The organism is Martinezella sp. CNPSo 3959 (assembly GCF_057784355.1).
The window spans coordinates 1,220,414-1,241,676 of sequence record NZ_JBXSOV010000001.1 but is presented as its reverse complement, the minus strand read 5'-3'; the positions used below and the strand labels follow the sequence as shown (position 1 = coordinate 1,241,676).

Below are 21,263 nucleotides of genomic sequence, written 5' to 3'. Positions count from 1 at the left end.
CTCTACTGGAAGCAAGGACGCATCGATGACGAATCTCGAGCCAGACGATCAAGAGGAAAAGCCCCTCGATCCGGCCCTGGAGAAAGTCCGACGCAAGATGATCCGCCTGCAGATCGTCTCTGCGGCCGTCATGGTGGTGAGCCTTATGGCCGTCTTCGGCGCCGTTGTCTACAAGACGATGAAACCGGCGGCCAAGCCTGCGGGCCAGGCGGCGTCCAGCATCCCGTCCGATGCCCCGGTTGCCGTGACGGCTCTATTGCCGGCGGGCTTTACGGTGCAGTCTACGGCGCTGTCGGGCAATCAGGTGCTGTTCTACGGCACGCTTGCCAGCGGCCAGCGCCAGGCCATCGTCTTCGACTACGGTATCGGCCGCATCGTGGCGACCATATCGCTATCGAACTGACGGCTTCGTGATGACGGGCGAGCGGCTGATCGAGATTACGCATCCCGACGATCCGCGTATCGCCGAATTCCGCAATATCCGCGAACGCGATCTGACGGGTCGAGAGAACCGCTTCATAGCAGAAGGGACCGTCGTGCTGCGGCTTCTCGCCGGCGTGCATGCGGCGGCCGGAGATTTCCTCGCTGAGAAAGTGCTGTTGCTCAAAAACCGCGTAGCTGGCTTGAGCGATATCATCGACACCTTCCCATCGGACGTCCCGATCTATGTCGCCGAAGCTGAGGTACTCGACGGTATTGTCGGCTTCCATCTCCATCGCGGTGTTCTGGCGCTGGGGCGTAGAACAGCGGAAGATGGGATGAGCGGTCTATTCGATCGCCTTCCAAAGCAATCGCTCGTGCTCGTCGGCTGCGGCATTTCCAATCATGACAATATGGGCTCGATGTTTCGCAATGCCGCCGCCTTCGGCGCCGCTGCCGTGCTGCTGGACGAAAGCTGTTGCGATCCGCTCTATCGCAAGGCTTTGCGGGTTTCGGTCGGCTCGATCCTCACCGTGCCCTATCGGCGGCAATCAGGCAGCGTTCAGTTGCTTGCGGGGCTTGCCGAGCGCGGTTTTGCGATCTGGAGCCTGTCGCCGCGAGGTGCGGTCGATATTCGCGATGTCCCGGCTTCGGAGCGCATGGCGCTCGTGGTCGGCACGGAAGGGGATGGCTTGCCCGAAAGCATTCTCTCCGCTTTCGGCAGCGTGCGGATTCCGCAGGCGCCGGGATTGGATAGCCTCAATGTCGCAACGGCGAGTGGTATAGCCCTTTTCGAGATGGCCGCGAAGAACGGGCGCATCTGAGCAGGTTGCTCCCCATAGCTCAGGGGTGCTTCGGCAGTATGGCGGCGACGCGGTCGGCGAGGCTGATGCGGGCGCCGGATTCCGCGGGCTCCCGATCCTTGGGCAGCAGATTGAAGATCGGCGAGCCATCGCCTTCCTTGAGCGCCGTCAGGGCGACCATGTTGGCGGCGATCTTGGCGATTTCCTCGCGCATGGCATCGTCATGGGCCGGCGTGCGGGCTTTCAGCAGGCGGTCCGACAAGGCGGCGGCTCGATTGCGAACCTCTTCTGTCATCTGAGCGATTTCGTCTTCCACTGTTCGTTCCGGTTCCATTGCCTGCGGCGGCTCGGTTATGGCACGCTGTTCATCTGCTTTACTCTCGACTATCGATGCGGCAGCGAGTTTCGGTGTTTTTGCCGTCTTCTTCGGCGGCGTGAGGCCGGCGGAACGCAGCGCCTTGCCGGCTTCCTTCGATTCCTTGATGGCTGCTTCCAATCGCTCCCTGAGGCGGACGACGTCCTGCGCGTGGCGCTCGATCGCGGTTTCCTTGTCGGCATTGCCGGCGATCTCGCGGTTGAGTCGTTCTTCGAGACGCTTGTTCTTGTCGCTTTCCTGACGCAGCGATTGTTCGGCATCCGTAGCGCGCAGTTTTGCCGCATTCAGATCCTGGCGCAGCGTATCGCGCTCGTCGCGCAATGTGTTGATGCGCAGCTTCAGGCTCTCGATTTCGGTTTCGCGGGCTGCCAGATCGATCCTGAGATTATCGGCATCGGCACCCATTTTCGTCATCCGTTTGCGCAAGCTGTCGATATCTGCTTCCTTCTCCGCGTTGGCCTGCTCGGCGGCGTGGATGCTCGATTTCAGCTGGCTGATATAGCTCTCTTCATGGCGCAGGCGCGAGCGCAGTTCGCCTGCCTGCACTTCCAGATCGTCGATGCGTGTCTGTAATTCCGAGCTTGCGGCGGAAAGACGGCTTGCTTCCTGCTGAAGCTTGCCGTTCTGAATCTGCAGCGCAACGGTCTTATCGCGTTCCTGCGTCAGAGCATGTTCTGTCCGCGCGTTTTCGGCCGCGAAGAGCGCGCGTGCCATGTCCTTCTGCGCGCGCACTTCCTGCGGGCTCAAGGGCATGGTCGCCTTCAGACGTTTCTCGGTGAACCAGACGATGCGACGATGGATTGCCGGCGCTATGAGAAAGACCAGTAGAGCGGCCGTCAGAAAGCCCAATCCGAACAAGAGAGCAAATTGAATCACGACGCAGCCAGTATCCTGGAGTTATGTTCGATCTTGGTAAAATGATTAATCATGGGTTAGCCATGCGGGCAAGCATTTAACGCGGATATGGTTTATCGGCGCGGGGACGAATTTACGGAAAGAAAAGGCCCGCAACTGAAGCGGGCCAAGGCGTGCGCTGCTTGGGAGATCGTATCAGAGATCGGTTCAGAAAGGATTCCAGGTCGGGTTCGGCGTGACCTTCAGATAACCCATGTTGATGCCGAGGCGTGCGCCAAGGCCGGTGCGGATCGGAACGAGCACGATATTGTTGTTCTTGAGGACCGTCATGCCAAAGCCGGCAACCACGAAGGCCTGGCCGCTGACGCCGCCGAAGCGCGTATAAACGCTGTTGATGCTCGGCAGATCGTAGACCAGCATCATGACGCGAGTGCCCTGGCCGCCATAGTCGAAGCCGAGCGAAGGTCCCTGCCAGTAGAGCGGATGCTCGCCGGCATTTTTCGTGTTCAACTGGCCTTCGCCGTAGGTGAGGCCCGCCAGGAAGGCGCCTGAGCCTTCTTGGCCGAGGATGTAGCCGTTTGGCAGGCCATATTGCTGGAAGGCACGTTCGACCACCTTGGCAAGGCCGCCGCTGGTGGAGCCGAAGAAGGAGTGGCCGGCATCGACGATTTCCTGGGCCGAATACTGATTGGTGGGCGCGGCCGCAGCCTGACGGACCGGCAACGCGAAACTCACGAATGCGACAATGGCCAGAATCAGGCCGAGGCCGAGCGTTCTGGTGCCGGGGCTTGGCATTCTCTTCAGGATTTCATAGCGCATGGAAGTCTTCCGTTCATCATGGTCGGTAGTCGGGGCAGGTAAGCACGACGCATTCGAAAAATTGCGCCAAGCACTGCGCACCCCTTATCTCAGACTTTCCACCCCTCCATCGCCGGACGATTCGCGTGCGAAAAAGTCTGATGGTGATGAATGCATTTTGCGTCGATGGTCTTAACAATCGGTTTACCAAATATGGTGTCATTATGGCGCGCGGTACACTGGCTGCGAAACCCTCGAGCAACCTTACCGTGGCAAGGTGGACCTATTCGCTTTGCCCTGTCAGCATTCAGGAGACAATGAATGTCGAAAAATCCCAATCTCGCTCTGACCGGACCGGATCTGGCCGCGCTGCTGTGCAGCCGCGTCTGCCATGATGTGATCTCGCCGGTCGGGGCGATCAACAATGGCCTGGAGCTGCTCGACGAGGGTGGTGCCGACGCCGACGCGATGGATCTAATCCGCACCAGTGCGCTCAACGCGTCCGTCCGCCTCAAATTCGCCCGTCTGGCCTTCGGTGCGTCCGGTTCGGTCGGCGCCTCGATCGACACCGGCGAAGCGGAGCGGGCCGCCAAGGATTTCGCCGCGGCCGAGAAGAAGACCGAGGTCACCTGGATCGGCCCGCGTGCGATCATCGCCAAGAACCGCGTGAAGCTGCTGCTCAATCTCTTCCTGGTTGCCTATGGCGCCATTCCGCGCGGCGGCAATATCGAGGTGACACTCGAAAATCCTGAGTTCGACGCCAAGTTCACGATCGCCGTCAAGGGCCGGCTGATGCGCGTGCCGCCGAAATTCGCCGAGATCTGCTCAGGCACGCTGGAGGAGGCGATCGACGCACATTCGATCCAGCCCTATTACACGGTGCTTCTTGCCGAGGAGAGCGGCATGGAACTTTCCTACAATGCGACGCCGGAGGAACTGACCTTCGTTGCGACCATGGCTGCTCAAGCCGCGCAATAAGCGGGTCGATCCATCGACGTTTTCGCCCGCAGTCGGTCATCGGCTGCGGGTTTATTATTTCGTGTATCGAAAATTCTGTGCAATCTTGAGGTTGTTCGCGCAATTGATAATGTAACGGTAACGAATCCTTAGCTTGCTGCTCCTATCGTTTCAATTTGAAGCCGACATCGATGATGGCGGCTGGTGCCAGGGGAGCTCACACATGCAGCGGTTCATGATAACGGACACGTCGGATGTCGTACGCAAGGTCGGCAAACGAATCCTGTCCGAGCTGGATTTTCTCGTGAGCGAAGCCGGAGATTCGCGTGAAGCGCTGATGCGCTGCCAGGCCGAAATGCCTGACTATCTGATCGTCGATGCCGGCATGGAAGGGGCGCTTGAGCTCATCGCAAGCATCCGCGCCATGCCTGATGGCAAGGACGTGAAGATCTATTACTGCGTAATCGAGGCCGATCTTCGCAAGCTGATGGCCGGAAAGCGCGCGGGCGCGACGGATTTTCTGCTGAAGCCCTTCGATCGCAAGATCCTGACGGCCATCTTCGGCAATCGCGCCGCCGCCGCCTGATTTCAACGAGACACATCGAGACAAGGATAGCCGCCCTTCGAGACGGCTATTATTTTGCGCTCCATTGAAGCCAATAAAAATCCCGCCTGAAGAGGCGGGATTTCTGTGTGTCGGCGGTAAAGGCGGGGAGGCGGCTCAGGCGCTTTCGGCGAAATCGTTGCTGTCGGGCTCGCGCAGCACATAGCCGCGGCCCCAAACGGTTTCGATGTAGTTGGCGCCGCCGGCGGCGTTTGCGAGCTTCTTGCGGAGCTTGCAGATGAAGACGTCGATGATCTTCAGCTCCGGCTCGTCCATGCCGCCATAAAGGTGGTTGAGGAACATTTCCTTGGTGAGCGTCGTGCCCTTGCGCAGCGAGAGCAGCTCCAGCATCTGATATTCCTTGCCGGTCAGATGCACGCGCTGGCCGCCGACTTCGACGGTCTTGGCGTCGAGGTTGACGATGAGTTCGCCAGTCATGATCACCGACTGGGCATGGCCCTTGGAGCGGCGGACGATGGCGTGAATGCGGGCGACCAGTTCATCCTTGTGGAATGGCTTGGTCATGTAGTCGTCGGCGCCGAAGCCGAGGCCGCGAACCTTGTCCTCGATGCCGGCCATACCGGAGAGGATGAGGATCGGCGTCTTGACCTTCGAGAGGCGCAGCGTGCGCAGCACTTCGTAGCCAGACATATCGGGAAGATTGAGATCGAGAAGAATGATGTCGTAGTCGTAGAGCTTTCCGAGATCCACGCCTTCCTCACCGAGATCGGTGGTATAGACGTTGAAACTTTCGGATTTCAGCATCAGCTCGATGCTCTGCGCTGTCGCGCTATCGTCTTCAATGAGTAGAACCCGCATAATTGTCCCCTTTACCGCCGCCGAAAGGTCGTCAGCCCCTTAACGCGATACCGATCAAATCACTGCTTGATTTGGAAGCTGCCATGTAATGGTTAACAAATTCTGATTCACTCTGGCAAGTCGTATCGAATTTATTAAATAATTTTTCCATTGCACTGTTTTCCAACGACAATCAGTAAAATCGACTCCTAAAGTATCGCATTAACAACCAACGCCAAGTGATTCATCCGACTCACCAATGCCGATATGCCGAATTCCGACCACGACATTTACCGAGCCTTAAATCATTGCGCCTATCATTAACGATGCCCGTAAACGAAAGGTTACCAGCGGTAGGCTTTTATTAAGATCGCTGGAAATTTTTTTAACCAAGCCGTCCCAAAGCGGTTCGGCAAACGGGAATATCGAGAGCCGGGGTCTCGCATCACGGGAGTAATGCGTATGAAGTCACGTGAGAGCCTTGTTCGCCTGAAAGAGTTTCAGGTGAACGAAAAACGCCGTCAGCTGCAGCAACTGCAGATGATGATGGCGGAATTTGACCGCATGACGAAGGAGCTGGAAAGCCAGATCGTCGTGGAGGAGAAGAAGTCCGGCATTTCCGATCCGAGCCACTTCGCCTATCCGACCTTTGCCAAGGCTGCTCGCCAGCGTGCGGACAATCTGCAGGTGTCGATCCGAGAGCTGCAGGTTCAGGAAGAAGCGCTGGAAAATTCGCTTGAGGAAATACAGGCCGAATATGCCAAGGCTGCAGCTCTCGAAGAGCGGGATGGTCCAGCACGGGCACGCGCCTGAGATCGCAATTCCGTCGCTCCTTCGGATCATGCATCCAGATGTTGCGGTGCAGGGTCCATCTTCGGAGTGTGAAAGGTATAGCGGCGGTACTGAAAGCTGCGCATGACTGGCCGTGACGGGGCCGGCCATGCGCAGCTTTTGCATTTTCGGCAATAATCCGGCCGATTGGACGGATTATTGCCCGTGCGTCAGAGATTGACGACGTCGCGCCAATCTTCATGGCGTTGTGCCTGAGCCTTGAAGAAGGGGCAGAGCGGGATGATCTTCCAGCCGCCGCGCCGCGCTTCCTCGACGGCGTGAAGCGATAGCGCCTGGCCCACCCCCTTGCCACGCAGCGCGTCCGGTACACCGGTGTGATCGATAATGATCAGCTTGGGGGACGTGCGGGAAAAGGTCATCTCCGCCTCGTGGCCTTCGACGGTTGCGACATAACGGCCGCCGGATGCATTATTTTCGTTGCGGATATCCATGATTTTCTCCCTTGTTGCGTCTTATGCAATAAGGATTGCATGTGCTCCGACATCTGCCAACCTTCGAGATTGTTAACGGATCGTCTTCGTTTAAGTCGATGTCGGAAATACGGATCCGGCAAGTCCTTAGCGCTAGGCAGCTGGACGCTAGGGGCGGCACTTCAACAAATAATTCGGGCCTCTTTTTCAGAAAAGAGGCCCGAACACAAAATAGAATAAAGGTGGTACTGTCGCTGCTGTCAGTGGCGATACTGCTGTATGCGGGTCGTCCGGAGGCCAGCGAGGCCATGGGTATTGATGGACGACTGCCAGGAGAGGAACTCTTCGACGGTCAACGTATAACGTTCGCAGGCTTCTTCCAAGCTCAGCAAACCACCACGCACGGCGGCGACAACCTCTGCCTTACGACGAATGACCCAGCGGCGCGTATTCGGCGGCGGAAGGTCTGCTATCGTCAGCGGGCTGCCATCGGGGCCGATGACATACTTCACTCGGGGACGTATCATTTCGGTCATTGGACTCTCTACACACACTCAAGACCACGTGTGGCACTCTAGCTTGCCACATTTAAAAATTGCCTAAGCACATGGTAAGACTTTGCTAATAATTTTAATCAATGTGGCGAAGTGCTGATTTGCGTATGTTGCGCCTGAGCAAAACGGGCAAAAGCCCCTGTTATTTCAGGGGAAATTGCATTCATTCTATGATTTTTCGTCAGTGAAAACTTACGCTTTGGGGCCGAAATCTCGGCACGCGCTCTACTGTTCTCCGGCTCGGAAGCGAGGCCCAGAACTGTTTTTACTTGCAAAAATAAACTTACGCCGAGACGCTGTGCTTCTGTCCGCCCCAGCAGATGAAGTGCGGATTGGCGAAATCGGCATCCTCGCTCTGGTCAGTCTTGCCGTAGGTCAAAAGGCGGCCCTCGATCGTGACCGTCTTGCCGCCGGCTGCCCGCAACACGGCATCGCCGGCTGCGGTATCCCATTCCATGGTCCGGCCGAAGCGCGGATAGACATCGGCCTTGCCCTCGGCGAGCAGGCAGAATTTTAGCGACGAACCGATCGATGTGCAGCCGGAAACCGCATTGTCGGTGAGGAAGCCTTCGGTCTTGGCGTTGCTGTTGCAGCGGCTGGCGAGCGCGGTCAGCTTGGCCGGAGGTTCGCGCACGGCGATGGTCAGGCGGTCGGCAATGGAAAATTGCTCATCGACGATCAGTTTGCGGGCTCGGCCGGGCTCGCCGGTAAAAGCGACACCGAGCGCCGGTGCGTAGACGATGCCAATGATGGGAATACCGTTCTCGACATAGGCGATATTGACGGTGAACTCGTCACGATGTTCGATGAATTCCCGGGTGCCGTCGAGCGGGTCCACCAGAAAGAAGGCGCGGCCGCGTACGTCCGGAATCTTGCCGGCTGAAACCTGCTCCTCGGCAATGGCGGGGATATGGGGAAAATCGCGTTCGAGGTGCCTGAGGATGATGTTTTCGGCGCGTTCGTCGGCCAGAGTGACGGGGCTCATGTCCTGCTTCAAGGCAACAGCATAGCCGGCACGATAGACCTCCAGAATGGCCTTTCCTGCTTCGAGCGCTGCCTTTTCAAATGTTGCAAGCATGTGCTTCTTCGTCTTCCGCGCGCGATCCGCGCCTGAATTCTCCGGACATTATATATAGGAAGTTGCGATTGCGAAGTTTAGATTTCCGATGCGCCGACTTGTTTGCCTTAGCGCTTGCGCGAGGGCTTAGCAACAGTGCTCCATGTGGCGGGTTTCACATGCAGGCTTTTTCGCGGGTTGGCAGTGCATTCCTCTCAGAGCAGACACCGTCCATCACTGCGCATTCGGAAAAGAACATGTTCTGTTTGCGAAGCTTTTTCGCTCTTTCGGGTCTTGTCGTTTTTATTGCATATGCGAATGTGCCGCCGGGTAGTATCGGGATGAATGCATGCGTTATTCGGCTTATCAGCTTCTAAAACAGGCGTTTTCAGGCAATCGCCATTGGCAGCCGGTGTGGCGGACGCCGGAGCCGAAACCACATTATGACGTGATCATCGTCGGTGGCGGCGGGCATGGGCTGGCAACGGCCTATTACCTCGCCAAGGAATTCGGCATTACCAATGTCGCCGTGCTGGAAAAGAGCTACATCGGCTCCGGCAATGTCGGCCGCAACACGACGATCATCCGTTCCAACTATCTGCTGCCCGGCAACGAACCCTTCTACGAGTTTTCGATGAAGCTCTGGGAAGGGCTGGAGCAGGACTTCAATTATAACGCCATGGTGTCCCAGCGCGGTATCGTCAACCTGTTCCATTCCGATGGCCAGCGCGATGCCTATGCCCGGCGCGGCAATGCCATGCGCATGCACGGCGTCGATGCGGAACTGCTCAACCGCGAGCAGGTCCGCCGGATGATGCCTTACCTCAACTTCGACCATGCGCGCTTCCCGATCCTCGGAGGTCTCCTGCAGCGGCGCGGCGGCACGGCGCGGCACGATGCCGTCGCCTGGGGTTATGCGCGCGGCGCCGACAGGCGCGGTGTCGATCTCATCCAGCAATGCGAGGTGATCGGTATCCGCCGTGAAAACGGCATCGTCACCGGCGTCGAGACCAATCGTGGCTTCATCGGCTGCAACAAGCTGGCGCTTGCGGCCGCCGGCCATACGTCGATCCTCGGCAATATGGCCGATCTGGAACTGCCGATCGAAACGCATGTGCTGCAGGCTTTCGTTTCTGAGGGGCTGAAGCCTGTCATCGACAACGTCATCACCTACGGTGCCGGCCACTTCTATATCTCACAGTCGGACAAGGGCGGTTTGGTCTTCGGCGCCGATATCGATTACTACAGCTCCTATGCGCAGCGCGGCAATCTTGCGACCGTCGAGCACACGATGGAGGAGGGGGTGGCGCTTATCCCCGGTCTGTCGCGCGTGCGCGTGCTGCGTACCTGGGGCGGCGTCATGGATATGAGCATGGACGGTTCGCCGATCATCGATCGCACGCCCATCGAAAATCTTTATCTGAACTGCGGCTGGAATTATGGCGGCTTCAAAGCGACGCCGGCCTCGGGCTTCTGCTTCGCGCATCTGATTGCCAAGGGCGAAAGCCACGATGTCAGCCGCCTTCTGCGTCTTGACCGCTTCGAGCGCGGCTTTGCGATTGACGAAGGCGGCAAGGGTCCGCAGCCGAACCTGCATTGAGGGCACAATACCAATGGCAAGCTTGATCAACTGCCCGCATTGCGGCGTGCGACCCAAGGAAGAATTCTCCATTCGCGGCGCCTCCGTCGTCCGTCCCGCGCCGACGGCGCCGGATGAGGACTGGAATCGCTATGTCTTCATCCGCGACAACGAGCGCGGCCGGATTGAGGAATATTGGCATCATAGTGCCGGATGTCGCCGCTGGCTCGTCGTCGAGCGCAGCAATGTCACCCATGAGGTCTTTTCCGTTATCGACGCCGAAGACAAGGCGAAGGAGGCGGTGCGATGACGGCGTATCGTCTATCGACCGGTGGTCTCGTCAATCGCAGTCGCCCGCTTTCCTTCCAGTTCGATGGCAAGGAAATGAAGGGGCTGGAAGGCGACACACTCGCCGCGGCTCTGCTTGCCAATGACCAGATGCTGGTCGGGCGCAGTTTCAAATATCACCGGCCGCGCGGCATTTTGACGGCGGGTTCGGCCGAGCCGAACGCGCTCGTCACCATCGGCAAGGACGGGCGTACAGAGCCGAATACGCGCGCCACTGTCGCCGAGCTTTATCAGGGCATGAGTGCGGTGAGTCAGAACCGCTGGCCGTCGCTGAAGTATGATTTTGGCTCGGTCAACAGTTTGCTCTCGCCCTTCCTGGGGGCCGGCTTCTACTACAAGACTTTCATGTGGCCGGCTGCCTTCTGGGAGAAGGTCTATGAGCCGATCATCCGTCGCGCTGCCGGCCTCGGCAAGGCGGTCATGCAGGCGGATCCGGACCGTTACGAGAAGGCCTGGGCGCATTGCGATCTGCTTGTGATCGGCTCCGGTCCGGCGGGGCTCATGGCGGCTCTGACCGCTGCCCGCGCCGGCCTGCGTATCGTATTGGCCGACGAGGGTTTTAGACTTGGCGGCTCGCTATTGTCGGAAAAACTGACGATCGGCGGCGCTTCCGCCGACGTTTTCGTGCAGGCGACCCTTGAGGAGCTGCAGACCTTCGAGAACGTCACCCTGATGCCGCGTACCACCGTGTTCGGCTGGTATGACGACAATGTTTTCGGTGCTGTCGAGAAGGTGCAGAAACATGTGGCGATGCCATCACGCGACTTACCGGCCGAGCGTCTGTGGCGCATTGCCGCCAAGCGCGCCATCCTCGCCTCCGGCGCCGAAGAGCGGCCGCTGGTGTTCGGCGGTAACGATCGTCCCGGCGTGATGATGGCGGGCGCCATGCGCAGCTATCTCAACCGCTATGGCGTGGTTGCTGGGCAGAAGGTGGCGGTCTTTACCAATGGCGGCTCGGGCTACCGCACCGCGGCTGACCTCGCCGCTGTGGGCGTCGAGATTTCGGCAATCCTCGACACGCGCGCCGCGTCGGCCGATGCCGCCCCTCGAGGCGTGCGCGTGGTTCATGCGGCAAGCGTCCACGCGACCAAAGGCAAATATCGCATCAGCGGCGTCATTGCAGACCGCGGCGGCCTGGATGAGTTGATCGCCTGCGATGCGCTGGCCATGTCGGGCGGCTGGTCGCCGATTATCCATCTTGCCTGCCAGCGAGGCGCCAAGCCAGTCTGGTCGGACGAGAATCAGGCCTTCATGGCGCCGATCGTCTCCGGCGAGCTGGAGATTGCCGGCTCGGCTGCGGGCATCGAGAGCGTTTCCGGCTGTCTTGCCGACGGGGCGGAAAAGGCGCGAAAAATCGTTGAAGGCTTCGGCCGCAAGGTGCATGGGGCCGAACTGCCCGAAGTGGAGGGCGAATATGCCCCGTCTTTCGCGGCGATCTGGCATGTGCCGGGCGCGAAGGACAAGGCATTCGTCGACTTCCAGAACGATGTCCACACCAAGGATCTTGGCCTCGCTTTGCGCGAAGGCTTCGGCCATGTGGAACATGCCAAGCGCTATACGACGAGCGGCATGGCCACGGACCAGGGCAAGCTCGGCAATGTCAACGCCGCTGGCATTATCGCCGGCATGCGCGGCGTCAGCCCGGCGGCCGTCGGCACGACGACATTCAGACCGTTCTATACGCCGGTATCCTTTGGTGCACTGGCGGGAACCGCACGCGACAAGCATGCGCAGCCGGTTCGGGAATCGCCGCTGCATGGATGGGCGAAGAAAAACGGCGCAAGTTTTGTCGAAGCCGGCCTCTGGTATCGCTCGTCCTGGTTTGCCCGGCCGGGCGAGAAGGGCTGGCGCGACAGCGTCGACCGCGAAGTTCTGACCGTCCGCAACAATGTCGGGATCTGCGACGTGTCGACGCTCGGCAAGATCGAGATTTTCGGCAAGGATGCGGCGGAGTTTCTCAATCGCCTCTATTCCAACGCCTTTCTGAAACTGCCGATCGGCAAGGCGCGTTACGGCTTGATGCTGCGCGAAGACGGCATGGTCTTCGACGACGGCACGACGAGCCGGCTGACGCCTGATCATTTCTTCATGACAACCACGACGGCGATGGCCGGCGAGGTGATGACGCATATGGAATTCGCAGCGCAGACGCTCTGGCCGCAGCTCGACGTTCGCTTCGTATCCTCGTCCGATCAGTGGGCGCAGATGGCGATTGCCGGTCCGAAGGCGCGGTTGGTGCTGGAGCGGATCGTCGAGGACGATATTTCCGACGCGTTTTTCCCGTTTCTTGCCGCAGCCGAGGTCATGCTGAAGGGTGGGCTCAGGGCGCGCCTGTTCCGCATTTCCTTCTCGGGTGAGCTCGCCTATGAACTGGCGGTGCCGGCCGGCTATGGAGAGGCGGTCGCCGATGCCATCATGGAAGCCGGCAAGGCGCATGGTATCTGCCCCTATGGCGTCGAGGCGCTCAACGTGCTGCGTATCGAGAAGGGGCACGTCACGCATAACGAGCTCGATGGCCGCACCACGCCTGATGATGTCGGGCTTGGCCGCATGATGTCGACGCAGAAGCCGGATTTCATCGGCAAGCGGCTGTCCACCCGTTTTGGTCTGACTGCCGCCGACCGCGGCCAGCTCGTCGGTCTGAAGCCGTTGGATACAACGAAGGAAATTCAGGCGGGCGCACATATTTTGAAGGAGGGTGCGAGACCTTCGACCGTGAACGACCAGGGGCACGTCTCTTCGGCCTGCTTCTCGCCCGTCCTTGGCCATTCCATTGCGCTGGCTTTCCTGAAATCCGGCCGGGAGCGCATCGGCGAGCATGTGGTCGTCTGGGACGGATTGCGGGGTGACGAAGTGGCGGCAGAGGTCTGCAGCCCCATCTTCGTCGATCCCGACAACAAGAAGCTTTTGGGGTGAGGGATCGATGAGCGTCGCGTTTCAGAACAGGCATGTGCTGGAAGATCATATTTCCGGCTTCGAGGCTGCCGCAAATCCGAACCATCTCGCCGTCGTGCGTCGTCCGGCTATCTTCTCCGTGCTCGCGAAGGCCGGCGATCAGAATGGTGTTCTGACGAGCCTGAAGGTGCTGAAGGATGTATCGGTTCGCAATGTCGGGCCGAGGGAATGGTTCGTTGTGTCGGACACGCTCGGCGCCGATAGCGTTGCGCGGGATCTCTTTACGCTCGATCCGGCTAGCGCCTCCTTCCTCGAGCAGAGTGATGGCCGCGTGCTGCTTCGCATCTCCGGCCCCAACGTTCGTCGCATCCTTGCCAAATGCGTGGCCGTTGATCTGCATCCGCAGCTCTTTGCCGAGGGGCAGTCTGCCAACATGCTGTGCTGCCATGTCAGCGTCAATGTTGCCCGCACCGGCCCCGATCGTTTCGAAATCATCGTGCCGCGCTCCTATGCCGGCAGCGTCTTCGAAGAGATCATGGAGATGGGACGGGAGTTCGCGCTCACGGCCGGTTTCGCCGATTGAAAATCCTTATATCGTCTGATGTCGGATGGCGTGTCAGCCGGCTTGCGCTGCCCATAGCCGATGGCGCGATCCGAACAATTGCGATGGCGCAAACAGACATATCGGTTTCGCAGTTCGGGCTATTTGGGCTATCGGATAGCCTCTAGGGTTCCTCTCAAATACGGTCGGTCGCGCGGGAAGACACCCCGCGGCTTCGTGCCGAAAACAGGGGATCCCCAATGAAAAGCCATGCCAAGGTCGTCGTCATCGGTGGCGGTGTCGTCGGATGTTCGGTGCTCTATCACCTGACGAAATTCGGCTGGACGGATGTGGTGCTACTCGAGCGTTCCGAGCTGACATCCGGATCGACCTGGCATGCCGCCGGCGGCATGCATACGATCAACGGCGATCCGAACGTCGCCAAGCTGCAGAAATATACGGTCGAGCTCTATAAGGAGATCGAGGAATATTCCGGCCAGGATATCGGCCTGCACCTCACCTCCGGCCTGATGCTGGCGGCAACCCCGCAGCGCTTCGACTGGCTGAAATCCATTCTCGCCAAGGGTCGCTACAACGGCCTGGAAGCGACGCTGCTGACGCCGAAGGAAGCGCACGAGATGATGCCGCTCCTTGATCCCGATCAGTTCGTCGGCGCGCTTTACGATCCCGTCGAAGGCCATCTCGACCCCTATGGTACGACGCATGCCTATGCCCGCTCCGCCAAGAAGAATGGCGCGGAAATCTACCTTCACACCAAGGTGGAAGAGCTGGTGCAGCGCGAAGACGGCTCCTGGCTAGTTATCACCAATCAGGGCGAGATCATCGCCGAGCATGTGGTCAACGCCGCCGGTCTTTGGGCGCGCGAAGTCGGCCGTATGGTGGGGCTGGAGCTGCCGGTGCTCGCCATGGAGCATATGTACCTCATTACCGAGGACATGCCTGAGGTCATCGACTTCAACAAGACTACGGGCAAGGAACTGATGCACTGCGTGGATTTCGATGGCGAGATCTATCTGCGCCAGGAGCGGCAGGGCATGTTGATGGGCACCTATGAAAAGGCCTGCCGTCCATGGTCGCCGCTAACGACCCCTTGGGATTTCGGTCACGAGCTGCTGGCCGAGGATATCGAGCGCATCACGCCGGAACTGGAGGTCGGCTTCCGCCACTTCCCGGCCTTCAACAATGCCGGCATCAAGAAGATCATCAACGGTCCGTTTACTTTCTCGCCCGACGGCAACCCGCTTGTCGGCCCTGTCCGTGGGTTGAGGAACTATTGGTCGGCCTGTGCCGTCATGGCCGGCTTCAGCCAGGGCGGCGGCGTCGGATTGGCGCTGGCCAACTGGATGATCTATGGCGATCCGGGCTTCGACGTCTTCGCCATGGACGTCTCCCGCTACGGCGACTATGCGACGCTCGCCTATACCAATGCCAAGGTGCGCGAGAACTATACCCGCCGCTTCTCGATCCGCTATCCGAACGAGGAACTTCCGGCTGCACGTCCGCTGCTGACGACGCCGATCTACGACAAGCTGAAGCAAGCCGGGGGCGTCTTCGGCGCTTACTATGGCCTTGAGCAGGCGCTATGGTTTGCTCCGCAGGGCGAAGTGGATCAATTCTCGTGGCGGCGTTCCAACGATTTCGACGTCGTTGGCGCGGAAGCCAAGGCGGTGCGCGAAAGCGTCGGCCTGATGGAAACGTCGGGTTTTGCCAAATATTCAGTCAAGGGGCCGGGAGCGGAAGCTTTCCTCGACACGCTGCTGACCTGCCGCATTCCGGCCGTGGGCCGAATGACACTGGCGCCGATGCTGAAGCATGACGGCAAGCTGATCGGCGATTTCACGCTTGCCAAGCTCGGTGAGGAAGATTTCCTTCTCATCGGTTCCGGCATTGCCGAAGCCTATCACATGCGCTGGTTCGAAAGCCTCCTGCCCAAGGACGGTTCGGTCGAACTGAATGCACTCGGTCTTTCGCTTCTCGGCCTTTCGATCGCCGGCCCGAATGCCCGCAAACTGCTGCAGAAGCTGACCCATGAGGATCTTTCCACGGCCGCCTTCCCCTTCATGTCGATCCGCCGCATGGATATCGGCATGGCGCCTGCCATCGTCGGCCGCGTCTCCTATACGGGCGACCTCGGCTATGAGATCTGGATGAAGCCGGAATACCAGCGCTATATTTTCGATCTTCTGATGCAGGAGGGCGCCGAGTTCGACATCCGGCTCTTTGGGTTGAGAGCGCTCAATGCACTGCGTCTCGACAAATCCTACGGCAGTTGGGCGCGCGAATACCGGCCGCTATATGGTCCGTTCGAGGCCGGGCTCAACCGGTTCGTCGCGCTGTCCAAGGAAGCCGATTTCATTGGCAAGGCTGCGGCTGCCAAGGAGAAGGCGGAAGGCGGAACCTTGCGGCTGTGCACGTTCATTCTGAGCGCAAGGGATGCCGACGTCATCGGCGACGAGCCCATTTATCACAAGGGCGCGGTTTGCGGCTGGGTCACCTCGGGCGGCTATGCGCACGCTTCCGGTCTTTCCGTTGCAGTCGGCTATGTTCCGAAGGAAATTGCCGACGAGACGCAGGGCTGGGCGATCGAATTGCTCGGCGAGCTTCTGCCGGCAAGGCTTCAGGTCGAACCGCTGTTCGACGCAGACGGCGCCCGCATGCGCGCCTGAAGAGCGCCTTCACAAGGCGGCGGTGGATCACGATGACCTGCCGCTGACGAGAGCTTTTCAATTTGGGAGCGACAGGAGGCGGCTTTGGCTAATTTTGAGCCACGGACTGCCGCTTTCGTGTCATTTTTGGTCGAATTCGCATCAGCGCACCGCGATTTGAAAAGAATTTGTCAATTTCTTGCCTTTTTGGCTTCACATTTCTTTCGAAACCAGTATGGAATCGCGGCCATAGGCCTCCAGAAGGAACCTAAAAAAGTAATAAGAGATGCGATCGTATGACGCCGCATCCAGGGGAAATGATATATGGATTATTTTATCCAGCAGCTCTTAAACGGGCTGACTCTCGGGTCGATCTACGGCCTGATCGCCATTGGTTACACCATGGTCTACGGCATCATCGGCATGATCAATTTTGCCCACGGTGACGTGTTTATGCTTGGCGGTTTTGCCGCTCTTATCGCCTATCTCGTTCTCATTTCGCTGTTTGCCGGCCTGCCGGTCGCCATCTTGCTTTTGGTGATGCTGATTGTCGCCATGCTGATGACGAGCCTCTGGAACTGGGTGATCGAGCGCGTCGCCTATCGGCCCTTGCGCGGATCGTTCCGCCTCGCGCCGCTGATCACGGCAATCGGCATGTCGATCGTTCTGTCGAACTTCATCCAGGTCGCACAGGGTCCGCGCAACAAGCCGATCCCGACACTGGTGGGTGATGTCTACAATTTCGGCGGCGTCTCGCTGTCGCTGAAGCAGATCATCATCTTCATCATCACCGTCGTGCTGCTGGCCGCCTTCTGGTACATCGTCAACAAGACGGCGCTTGGGCGTGCGCAGCGTGCCACCGAGCAAGACCGCAAGATGGCGGCGCTGCTCGGCATCAACGTCGACCGGACCATCTCCATCACCTTCATCATGGGGGCGGCGCTCGCTGCCGTCGCCGGCACGATGTATCTGATGTATTATGGCGTCGCGAACTTCACGGATGGCTTCGTGCCTGGTGTCAAGGCGTTCACCGCCGCGGTTCTGGGGGGCATCGGCTCGCTGCCGGGCGCTGTTCTCGGTGGTCTGATGATCGGCTTCATCGAGTCGTTCTGGTCGGGCAATTTTCCCATCGCGTATAAGGATGTCGCGACATACGGTATCCTGGCCTACGTGCTGATCTTCAAGCCGACGGGTATTCTCGGCCGGCCGGAAGTCGAAAAGGTATAACGCCATGGCAAATTCAAACTTCGTTGCAGGCAAGACCGCACCCGGCCTTGTCCAGAAAGGGATTACGGACGCCCTCTGGACCGCTGTCATATCCTTTGGCATGTTCGTCCTCTATATCGGTCTCAAGACCGATCAGAATATGGACAACAAGCTGATCATCGTGCAGCGCTGGGGCCTTCTGGCGACCATCGTTGCGATCGCTACCGTCGGCCGCTTCATCATGACGGTCTTCGTCCAGCCTTATCTGGCGGCGCGAAAGGCAGCCAAGGCCAAGGTCGTGCAGGTAGAGGGCGAACAAAGCTTCGTCTCCAAGTATTTCAACAAGATCGCCCTTGTGTTTCTGCTGATTTATCCGCTGGCGGCGGTGACAATCCTCGGGCCGCAAGGGGCGCTGACCTATGTCGACAATTTCGGCATCCAGATCCTCATCTATGTGATGCTTGCCTGGGGTCTGAACATCGTCGTCGGCCTCGCCGGTCTGCTCGACTTGGGATATGTCGCCTTCTATGCGGTCGGTGCCTATTCCTATGCACTTTTGTCGATGCATTTCGGCCTATCCTTCTGGCTGCTTCTGCCGATTTCGGGCCTTCTGGCAGCGCTTTGGGGGATGGTCCTCGGCTTTCCGGTGCTGCGCCTCAGGGGTGATTATCTGGCGATCGTCACGCTTGCCTTCGGTGAAATCATCCGCATCGTGCTGACCAACTGGACCGATGTGACGCAGGGAAGCTTCGGTATCTCCAACATCACCAAGGCATCGCTCTTTGGCCTCTATACTTTCGATATGAAGGACCCGCACAATTTCGTGCGTAGTTTCGGTCTGCCGATCTCGTCTGCCTGGTATAAGATTTTCCTGTTCTATGTGATCCTGCTGCTCTGCATGCTGACGGCCTATGTCACCATCAGGCTGCGCCGCATGCCGATCGGACGTGCGTGGGAAGCGTTGCGCGAGGATGAAATCGCCTGCCGTTCGCTCGGAATCAATACGGTAACGACGAAGCTCACGGCTTTTGCCACCGGCGCGATGTTTGGCGGCTTTGCCGGCTCCTTCTTCGCGGCGCGCCAGGGCTTCGTCTCGCCGGAATCCTTCGTCTTCCTCGAATCCGCAATCATTTTGGCGATCGTGGTCCTGGGCGGCATGGGGTCGTTGAAGGGTATCGCTATCGCGGCGATCGCCATGATCGGCGGCACGGAAGCGCTGCGTAATATGAGCTTCCTGAAGACTGGCCTGGTTTGGGGCGACACGACAATTATTCCCGGCTTCGGCCCGGATTTCACTCCGGAACTCTACCGCATGCTGATCTTCGGTCTCGCCATGGTGGTCGTCATGATCTTCAAGCCGCGCGGCTTTGTCGGCACGCGTGAGCCGACCGCCTTCCTCAAGGAGCGAAAAGCGGTCTCCGGCAGCTTTACCAAGGAGGGCCACGGCTGATGAACGCTGTGACCGCAAACCCCAATGACGTTCTGTTGAAGGTCGATCATCTGTCGATGAAATTCGGCGGCCTGATGGCGATCAACGATTTCTCCTTCGAGGCGAAGCGCGGCGACATTACCGCCCTCATCGGCCCGAACGGCGCCGGCAAGACGACAGTGTTCAATTGCATCACCGGCTTCTACAAGCCGACGATGGGTATGATCAGCCTGCATCAGAAGACCGGTAAGGAATATCTCCTGGAACGGCTTCCGGATTTCCGGATCACGCGTGAAGCCAAGGTGGCGCGCACCTTCCAGAATATCCGTCTGTTTTCGGGCCTCACCGTGCTGGAAAACCTGCTGGTGGCGCAGCACAACAAGCTGATGCGCGCCTCCGGCTATACGATCCTCGGTCTGCTCGGCATCGGGCCGTATCGTTCCGAAGCCAAGAATGCGATCGAACTTGCGCGCTTCTGGCTCGAGAAAGCCGATCTCATCGATCGCGCCGACGATCCGGCCGGCGATCTTCCCTACGGCGCGCAACGTCGCCTGGAAATCGCTCGCGCAATGTGCACGGGGCCGGAGCTGCTTTGCCTGGACGAGCCGGCTGCCGGTCTCAATCCTCGCGAATCCCTGGTTCTCAACGAATTCCTGCGCAGTATCCGCAAGGATACCGGCACGTCTATCCTGCTGATCGAGCACGATATGTCGGTGGTCATGGAGATTTCCGACCATGTCATCGTCCTCGAATATGGGCAGAAGATTGCCGATGGCACGCCGGATGAGGTGAAGAACGATCCTCGCGTGATCGCTGCCTATCTAGGCGTTGAGGATGAGGAAGTGGAAGAGGTGATTGCCGAAGTCGAACACCTCCAGGAAGGTGAACATTGATGACGGGGCAGCCACTTCTCAAAGTTGCGGGCGTGGAAACCTATTACGGCAATATCCGCGCCCTTGCCGGGGTCGACATCGAAGTCAACCGTGGCGAGATCGTCAGCCTGATCGGTGCCAACGGCGCCGGCAAGTCGACGCTGATGATGACGATCTGCGGCAGCCCTCAGGCTCGTACCGGATCGGTCACTTTCGACGGCCAGGATATTACGCGCATGCCGACGCACGAGATCGCGCGGCTTCGCATCGCGCAATCGCCGGAGGGGCGGCGCATCTTTCCGCGCATGACCGTCTACGAAAACCTGCAGATGGGTGCGAGCCTCGATAAGCTCAAATACTTCAACGAGGACGTCGAGAAGATCTTCACGCTCTTCCCGCGCCTGAAGGAGCGTCAGTCGCAGCGCGGCGGCACGCTTTCCGGCGGCGAGCAGCAGATGCTGTCGATCGGCCGTGCATTGATGGCGCGCCCGAAGCTGCTGCTGCTGGACGAGCCCTCGCTTGGCCTGGCACCCCTGATCGTCAAGGGCATTTTCGAAGCGATCAAGGTTCTGAACCAGAGCCAGGGGCTGACCGTCTTCCTCGTCGAGCAGAATGCCTTTGCGGCGCTGAAGCTTTCGGACCGCGCCTATGTGATGGTCAACGGCCGGGTGACGATGAGTGGTTCCGGCAAGGAACTGCTCGCCAATCCGGAAGTGCGCGCCGCCTATCTCGAAGGCGGACATCATTGATTTTCGTTTCGCGGGGAATTTGAGATGCAGGGACTTTTCTTCGACAGCGATACCGGCGGCCGCATGGTCATCCGTGCCGTTATCGTCATCCTGGGTTTCTGGACCGCGTGGCGCGCAGGCCGCGCCGTCGCTTCCAGCTGGGAAAACTATCCGATTGTCGTCGTCTACAGCTTTCTGATCGGCCTTGGGCTGCAGTTTCTGCACCATGCGCTGTTCAACGGCCCGGTATTCGACCTCACCATCTACATCATCGACGTCGTGCTTCTGCTTGTTTTTGCGACGGCGGGATACCGGTATCGTCGTACCGATCAGATGGTGAATAATTACTATTGGCTCTACGAAAAGACCTCGGCCTTTTCTTGGAAGAAGAAGAATTGACACTGGGCCTAAACTAGGCACAGTCTGCGTACAACCAAGAGCGTCATCCAGCCCATAAAAACAGACGGGAACGGGCCGGGTCATGCTTCCAGAGTTCGGAATGCAAGCGTTACCGG

Annotated in this window: 21 protein-coding genes; 15 read left to right on the top strand and 6 right to left on the bottom strand. The window is 59.0% G+C overall.

Annotated features, from left to right (window positions below; all coding sequences use genetic code 11):
* Positions 1 to 25 precede the first annotated feature (25 nt).
* Complete coding sequence (locus AC13RE_RS06225) at positions 26 to 403, top strand: hypothetical protein (protein ID WP_488562288.1); 378 nt, start codon at positions 26 to 28, stop codon at positions 401 to 403.
* A gap of 10 nt (positions 404 to 413) precedes the next feature.
* A complete protein-coding gene (locus AC13RE_RS06220; RefSeq protein ID WP_488562552.1) occupies positions 414 to 1,244 on the top strand; it encodes a TrmH family RNA methyltransferase in 831 nt (276 codons plus the stop codon).
* Positions 1,245 to 1,263: 19 nt separating this feature from the next.
* On the opposite strand, the gene AC13RE_RS06215 is transcribed toward AC13RE_RS06220, so the two are convergent.
* Together AC13RE_RS06215 and AC13RE_RS06210 are read right to left on the bottom strand one after the other, a co-directional pair.
* Complete coding sequence (locus AC13RE_RS06215) at positions 1,264 to 2,475, bottom strand: hypothetical protein (protein ID WP_488562287.1); 1,212 nt, start codon at positions 2,473 to 2,475, stop codon at positions 1,264 to 1,266.
* A 186-nt stretch (positions 2,476 to 2,661) separates the two neighbouring features.
* Complete coding sequence (locus tag AC13RE_RS06210) at positions 2,662 to 3,273, bottom strand: DUF1134 domain-containing protein (RefSeq protein WP_112334931.1); 612 nt, start codon at positions 3,271 to 3,273, stop codon at positions 2,662 to 2,664.
* Between the two features lie 300 nt (positions 3,274 to 3,573).
* Here AC13RE_RS06210 and chpT point away from each other — a divergent pair, with 300 nt between their 5' ends.
* Positions 3,574 to 4,230 (top strand): histidine phosphotransferase ChpT, encoded by a 657-nt coding sequence (chpT, locus tag AC13RE_RS06205; RefSeq protein WP_132717356.1) that lies wholly within the window; start codon positions 3,574 to 3,576, stop codon positions 4,228 to 4,230.
* Between the two features lie 202 nt (positions 4,231 to 4,432).
* Entirely contained in the window at positions 4,433 to 4,795 is a 363-nt protein-coding gene (locus AC13RE_RS06200; RefSeq protein WP_015340858.1) for a response regulator, read from the top strand.
* A 135-nt stretch (positions 4,796 to 4,930) separates the two neighbouring features.
* Here the strand turns inward: AC13RE_RS06200 and ctrA are convergent, their stop codons facing one another.
* Entirely contained in the window at positions 4,931 to 5,632 is a 702-nt protein-coding gene (ctrA, locus tag AC13RE_RS06195) for a response regulator transcription factor CtrA (RefSeq protein ID WP_004116994.1), read from the bottom strand.
* Between the two features lie 441 nt (positions 5,633 to 6,073).
* On the opposite strand from ctrA, the gene AC13RE_RS06190 reads away from it, so the two are divergent.
* Positions 6,074 to 6,424, top strand: coding sequence for a flagellar export protein FliJ (locus AC13RE_RS06190; RefSeq protein WP_488562286.1), 351 nt, complete (start codon positions 6,074 to 6,076; stop codon positions 6,422 to 6,424).
* Positions 6,425 to 6,612: 188 nt separating this feature from the next.
* Here the strand turns inward: AC13RE_RS06190 and AC13RE_RS06185 are convergent, their stop codons facing one another.
* The 3 genes from AC13RE_RS06185 to cysQ form a co-directional block, all read right to left on the bottom strand.
* Positions 6,613 to 6,894, bottom strand: coding sequence for a GNAT family N-acetyltransferase (locus AC13RE_RS06185; RefSeq protein ID WP_132717355.1), 282 nt, complete (start codon positions 6,892 to 6,894; stop codon positions 6,613 to 6,615).
* Between the two features lie 239 nt (positions 6,895 to 7,133).
* The gene (sciP, locus tag AC13RE_RS06180) at positions 7,134 to 7,409 is read right to left on the bottom strand and encodes a CtrA inhibitor SciP (protein ID WP_004107124.1); all 276 of its coding nucleotides are present in this window, start codon (positions 7,407 to 7,409) and stop codon (positions 7,134 to 7,136) included.
* A gap of 301 nt (positions 7,410 to 7,710) precedes the next feature.
* Complete coding sequence (gene cysQ / locus AC13RE_RS06175) at positions 7,711 to 8,505, bottom strand: 3'(2'),5'-bisphosphate nucleotidase CysQ (RefSeq protein ID WP_488485173.1); 795 nt, start codon at positions 8,503 to 8,505, stop codon at positions 7,711 to 7,713.
* Positions 8,506 to 8,833: 328 nt separating this feature from the next.
* Here cysQ and AC13RE_RS06170 point away from each other — a divergent pair, with 328 nt between their 5' ends.
* From AC13RE_RS06170 to AC13RE_RS06125, 10 genes are all read left to right on the top strand, one after another.
* Entirely contained in the window at positions 8,834 to 10,084 is a 1,251-nt protein-coding gene (locus AC13RE_RS06170) for a sarcosine oxidase subunit beta family protein (protein WP_488562285.1), read from the top strand.
* 13 nt (positions 10,085 to 10,097) lie between these two features.
* Positions 10,098 to 10,373: a sarcosine oxidase subunit delta gene (locus tag AC13RE_RS06165; protein ID WP_488562284.1), complete on the top strand. Its 276-nt coding sequence runs from the start codon at positions 10,098 to 10,100 to the stop codon at positions 10,371 to 10,373.
* The gene (locus AC13RE_RS06160) at positions 10,370 to 13,327 is read left to right on the top strand and encodes a sarcosine oxidase subunit alpha family protein (RefSeq protein WP_488562283.1); all 2,958 of its coding nucleotides are present in this window, start codon (positions 10,370 to 10,372) and stop codon (positions 13,325 to 13,327) included. The genes AC13RE_RS06165 and AC13RE_RS06160 overlap by 4 nt, the downstream gene beginning before the upstream one ends.
* A 7-nt stretch (positions 13,328 to 13,334) precedes the next feature.
* A complete protein-coding gene (locus AC13RE_RS06155) occupies positions 13,335 to 13,889 on the top strand; it encodes a sarcosine oxidase subunit gamma (RefSeq protein ID WP_488562282.1) in 555 nt (184 codons plus the stop codon).
* Positions 13,890 to 14,107: 218 nt separating this feature from the next.
* Positions 14,108 to 16,534, top strand: coding sequence for a GcvT family protein (locus AC13RE_RS06150; RefSeq protein ID WP_488562281.1), 2,427 nt, complete (start codon positions 14,108 to 14,110; stop codon positions 16,532 to 16,534).
* A gap of 303 nt (positions 16,535 to 16,837) precedes the next feature.
* Entirely contained in the window at positions 16,838 to 17,740 is a 903-nt protein-coding gene (locus tag AC13RE_RS06145; protein ID WP_488562280.1) for a branched-chain amino acid ABC transporter permease, read from the top strand.
* A 4-nt stretch (positions 17,741 to 17,744) separates the two neighbouring features.
* Positions 17,745 to 19,169 carry a high-affinity branched-chain amino acid ABC transporter permease LivM gene (livM, locus tag AC13RE_RS06140; protein ID WP_488562279.1) on the top strand — a complete coding sequence of 475 codons (1,425 nt, stop codon included), beginning with the start codon at positions 17,745 to 17,747 and terminating at the stop codon, positions 19,167 to 19,169.
* On the top strand, positions 19,169 to 20,041 hold the full coding sequence (locus AC13RE_RS06135; protein ID WP_488562278.1) for an ABC transporter ATP-binding protein: 873 nt from the start codon (positions 19,169 to 19,171) through the stop codon (positions 20,039 to 20,041). The genes livM and AC13RE_RS06135 overlap by 1 nt, the downstream gene beginning before the upstream one ends.
* On the top strand, positions 20,041 to 20,769 hold the full coding sequence (locus AC13RE_RS06130; protein WP_132717346.1) for an ABC transporter ATP-binding protein: 729 nt from the start codon (positions 20,041 to 20,043) through the stop codon (positions 20,767 to 20,769). The genes AC13RE_RS06135 and AC13RE_RS06130 overlap by 1 nt, the downstream gene beginning before the upstream one ends.
* Positions 20,770 to 20,793: 24 nt before the next feature.
* On the top strand, positions 20,794 to 21,147 hold the full coding sequence (locus tag AC13RE_RS06125) for a DUF6867 family protein (RefSeq protein ID WP_132717345.1): 354 nt from the start codon (positions 20,794 to 20,796) through the stop codon (positions 21,145 to 21,147).
* Positions 21,148 to 21,263 lie beyond the last annotated feature (116 nt).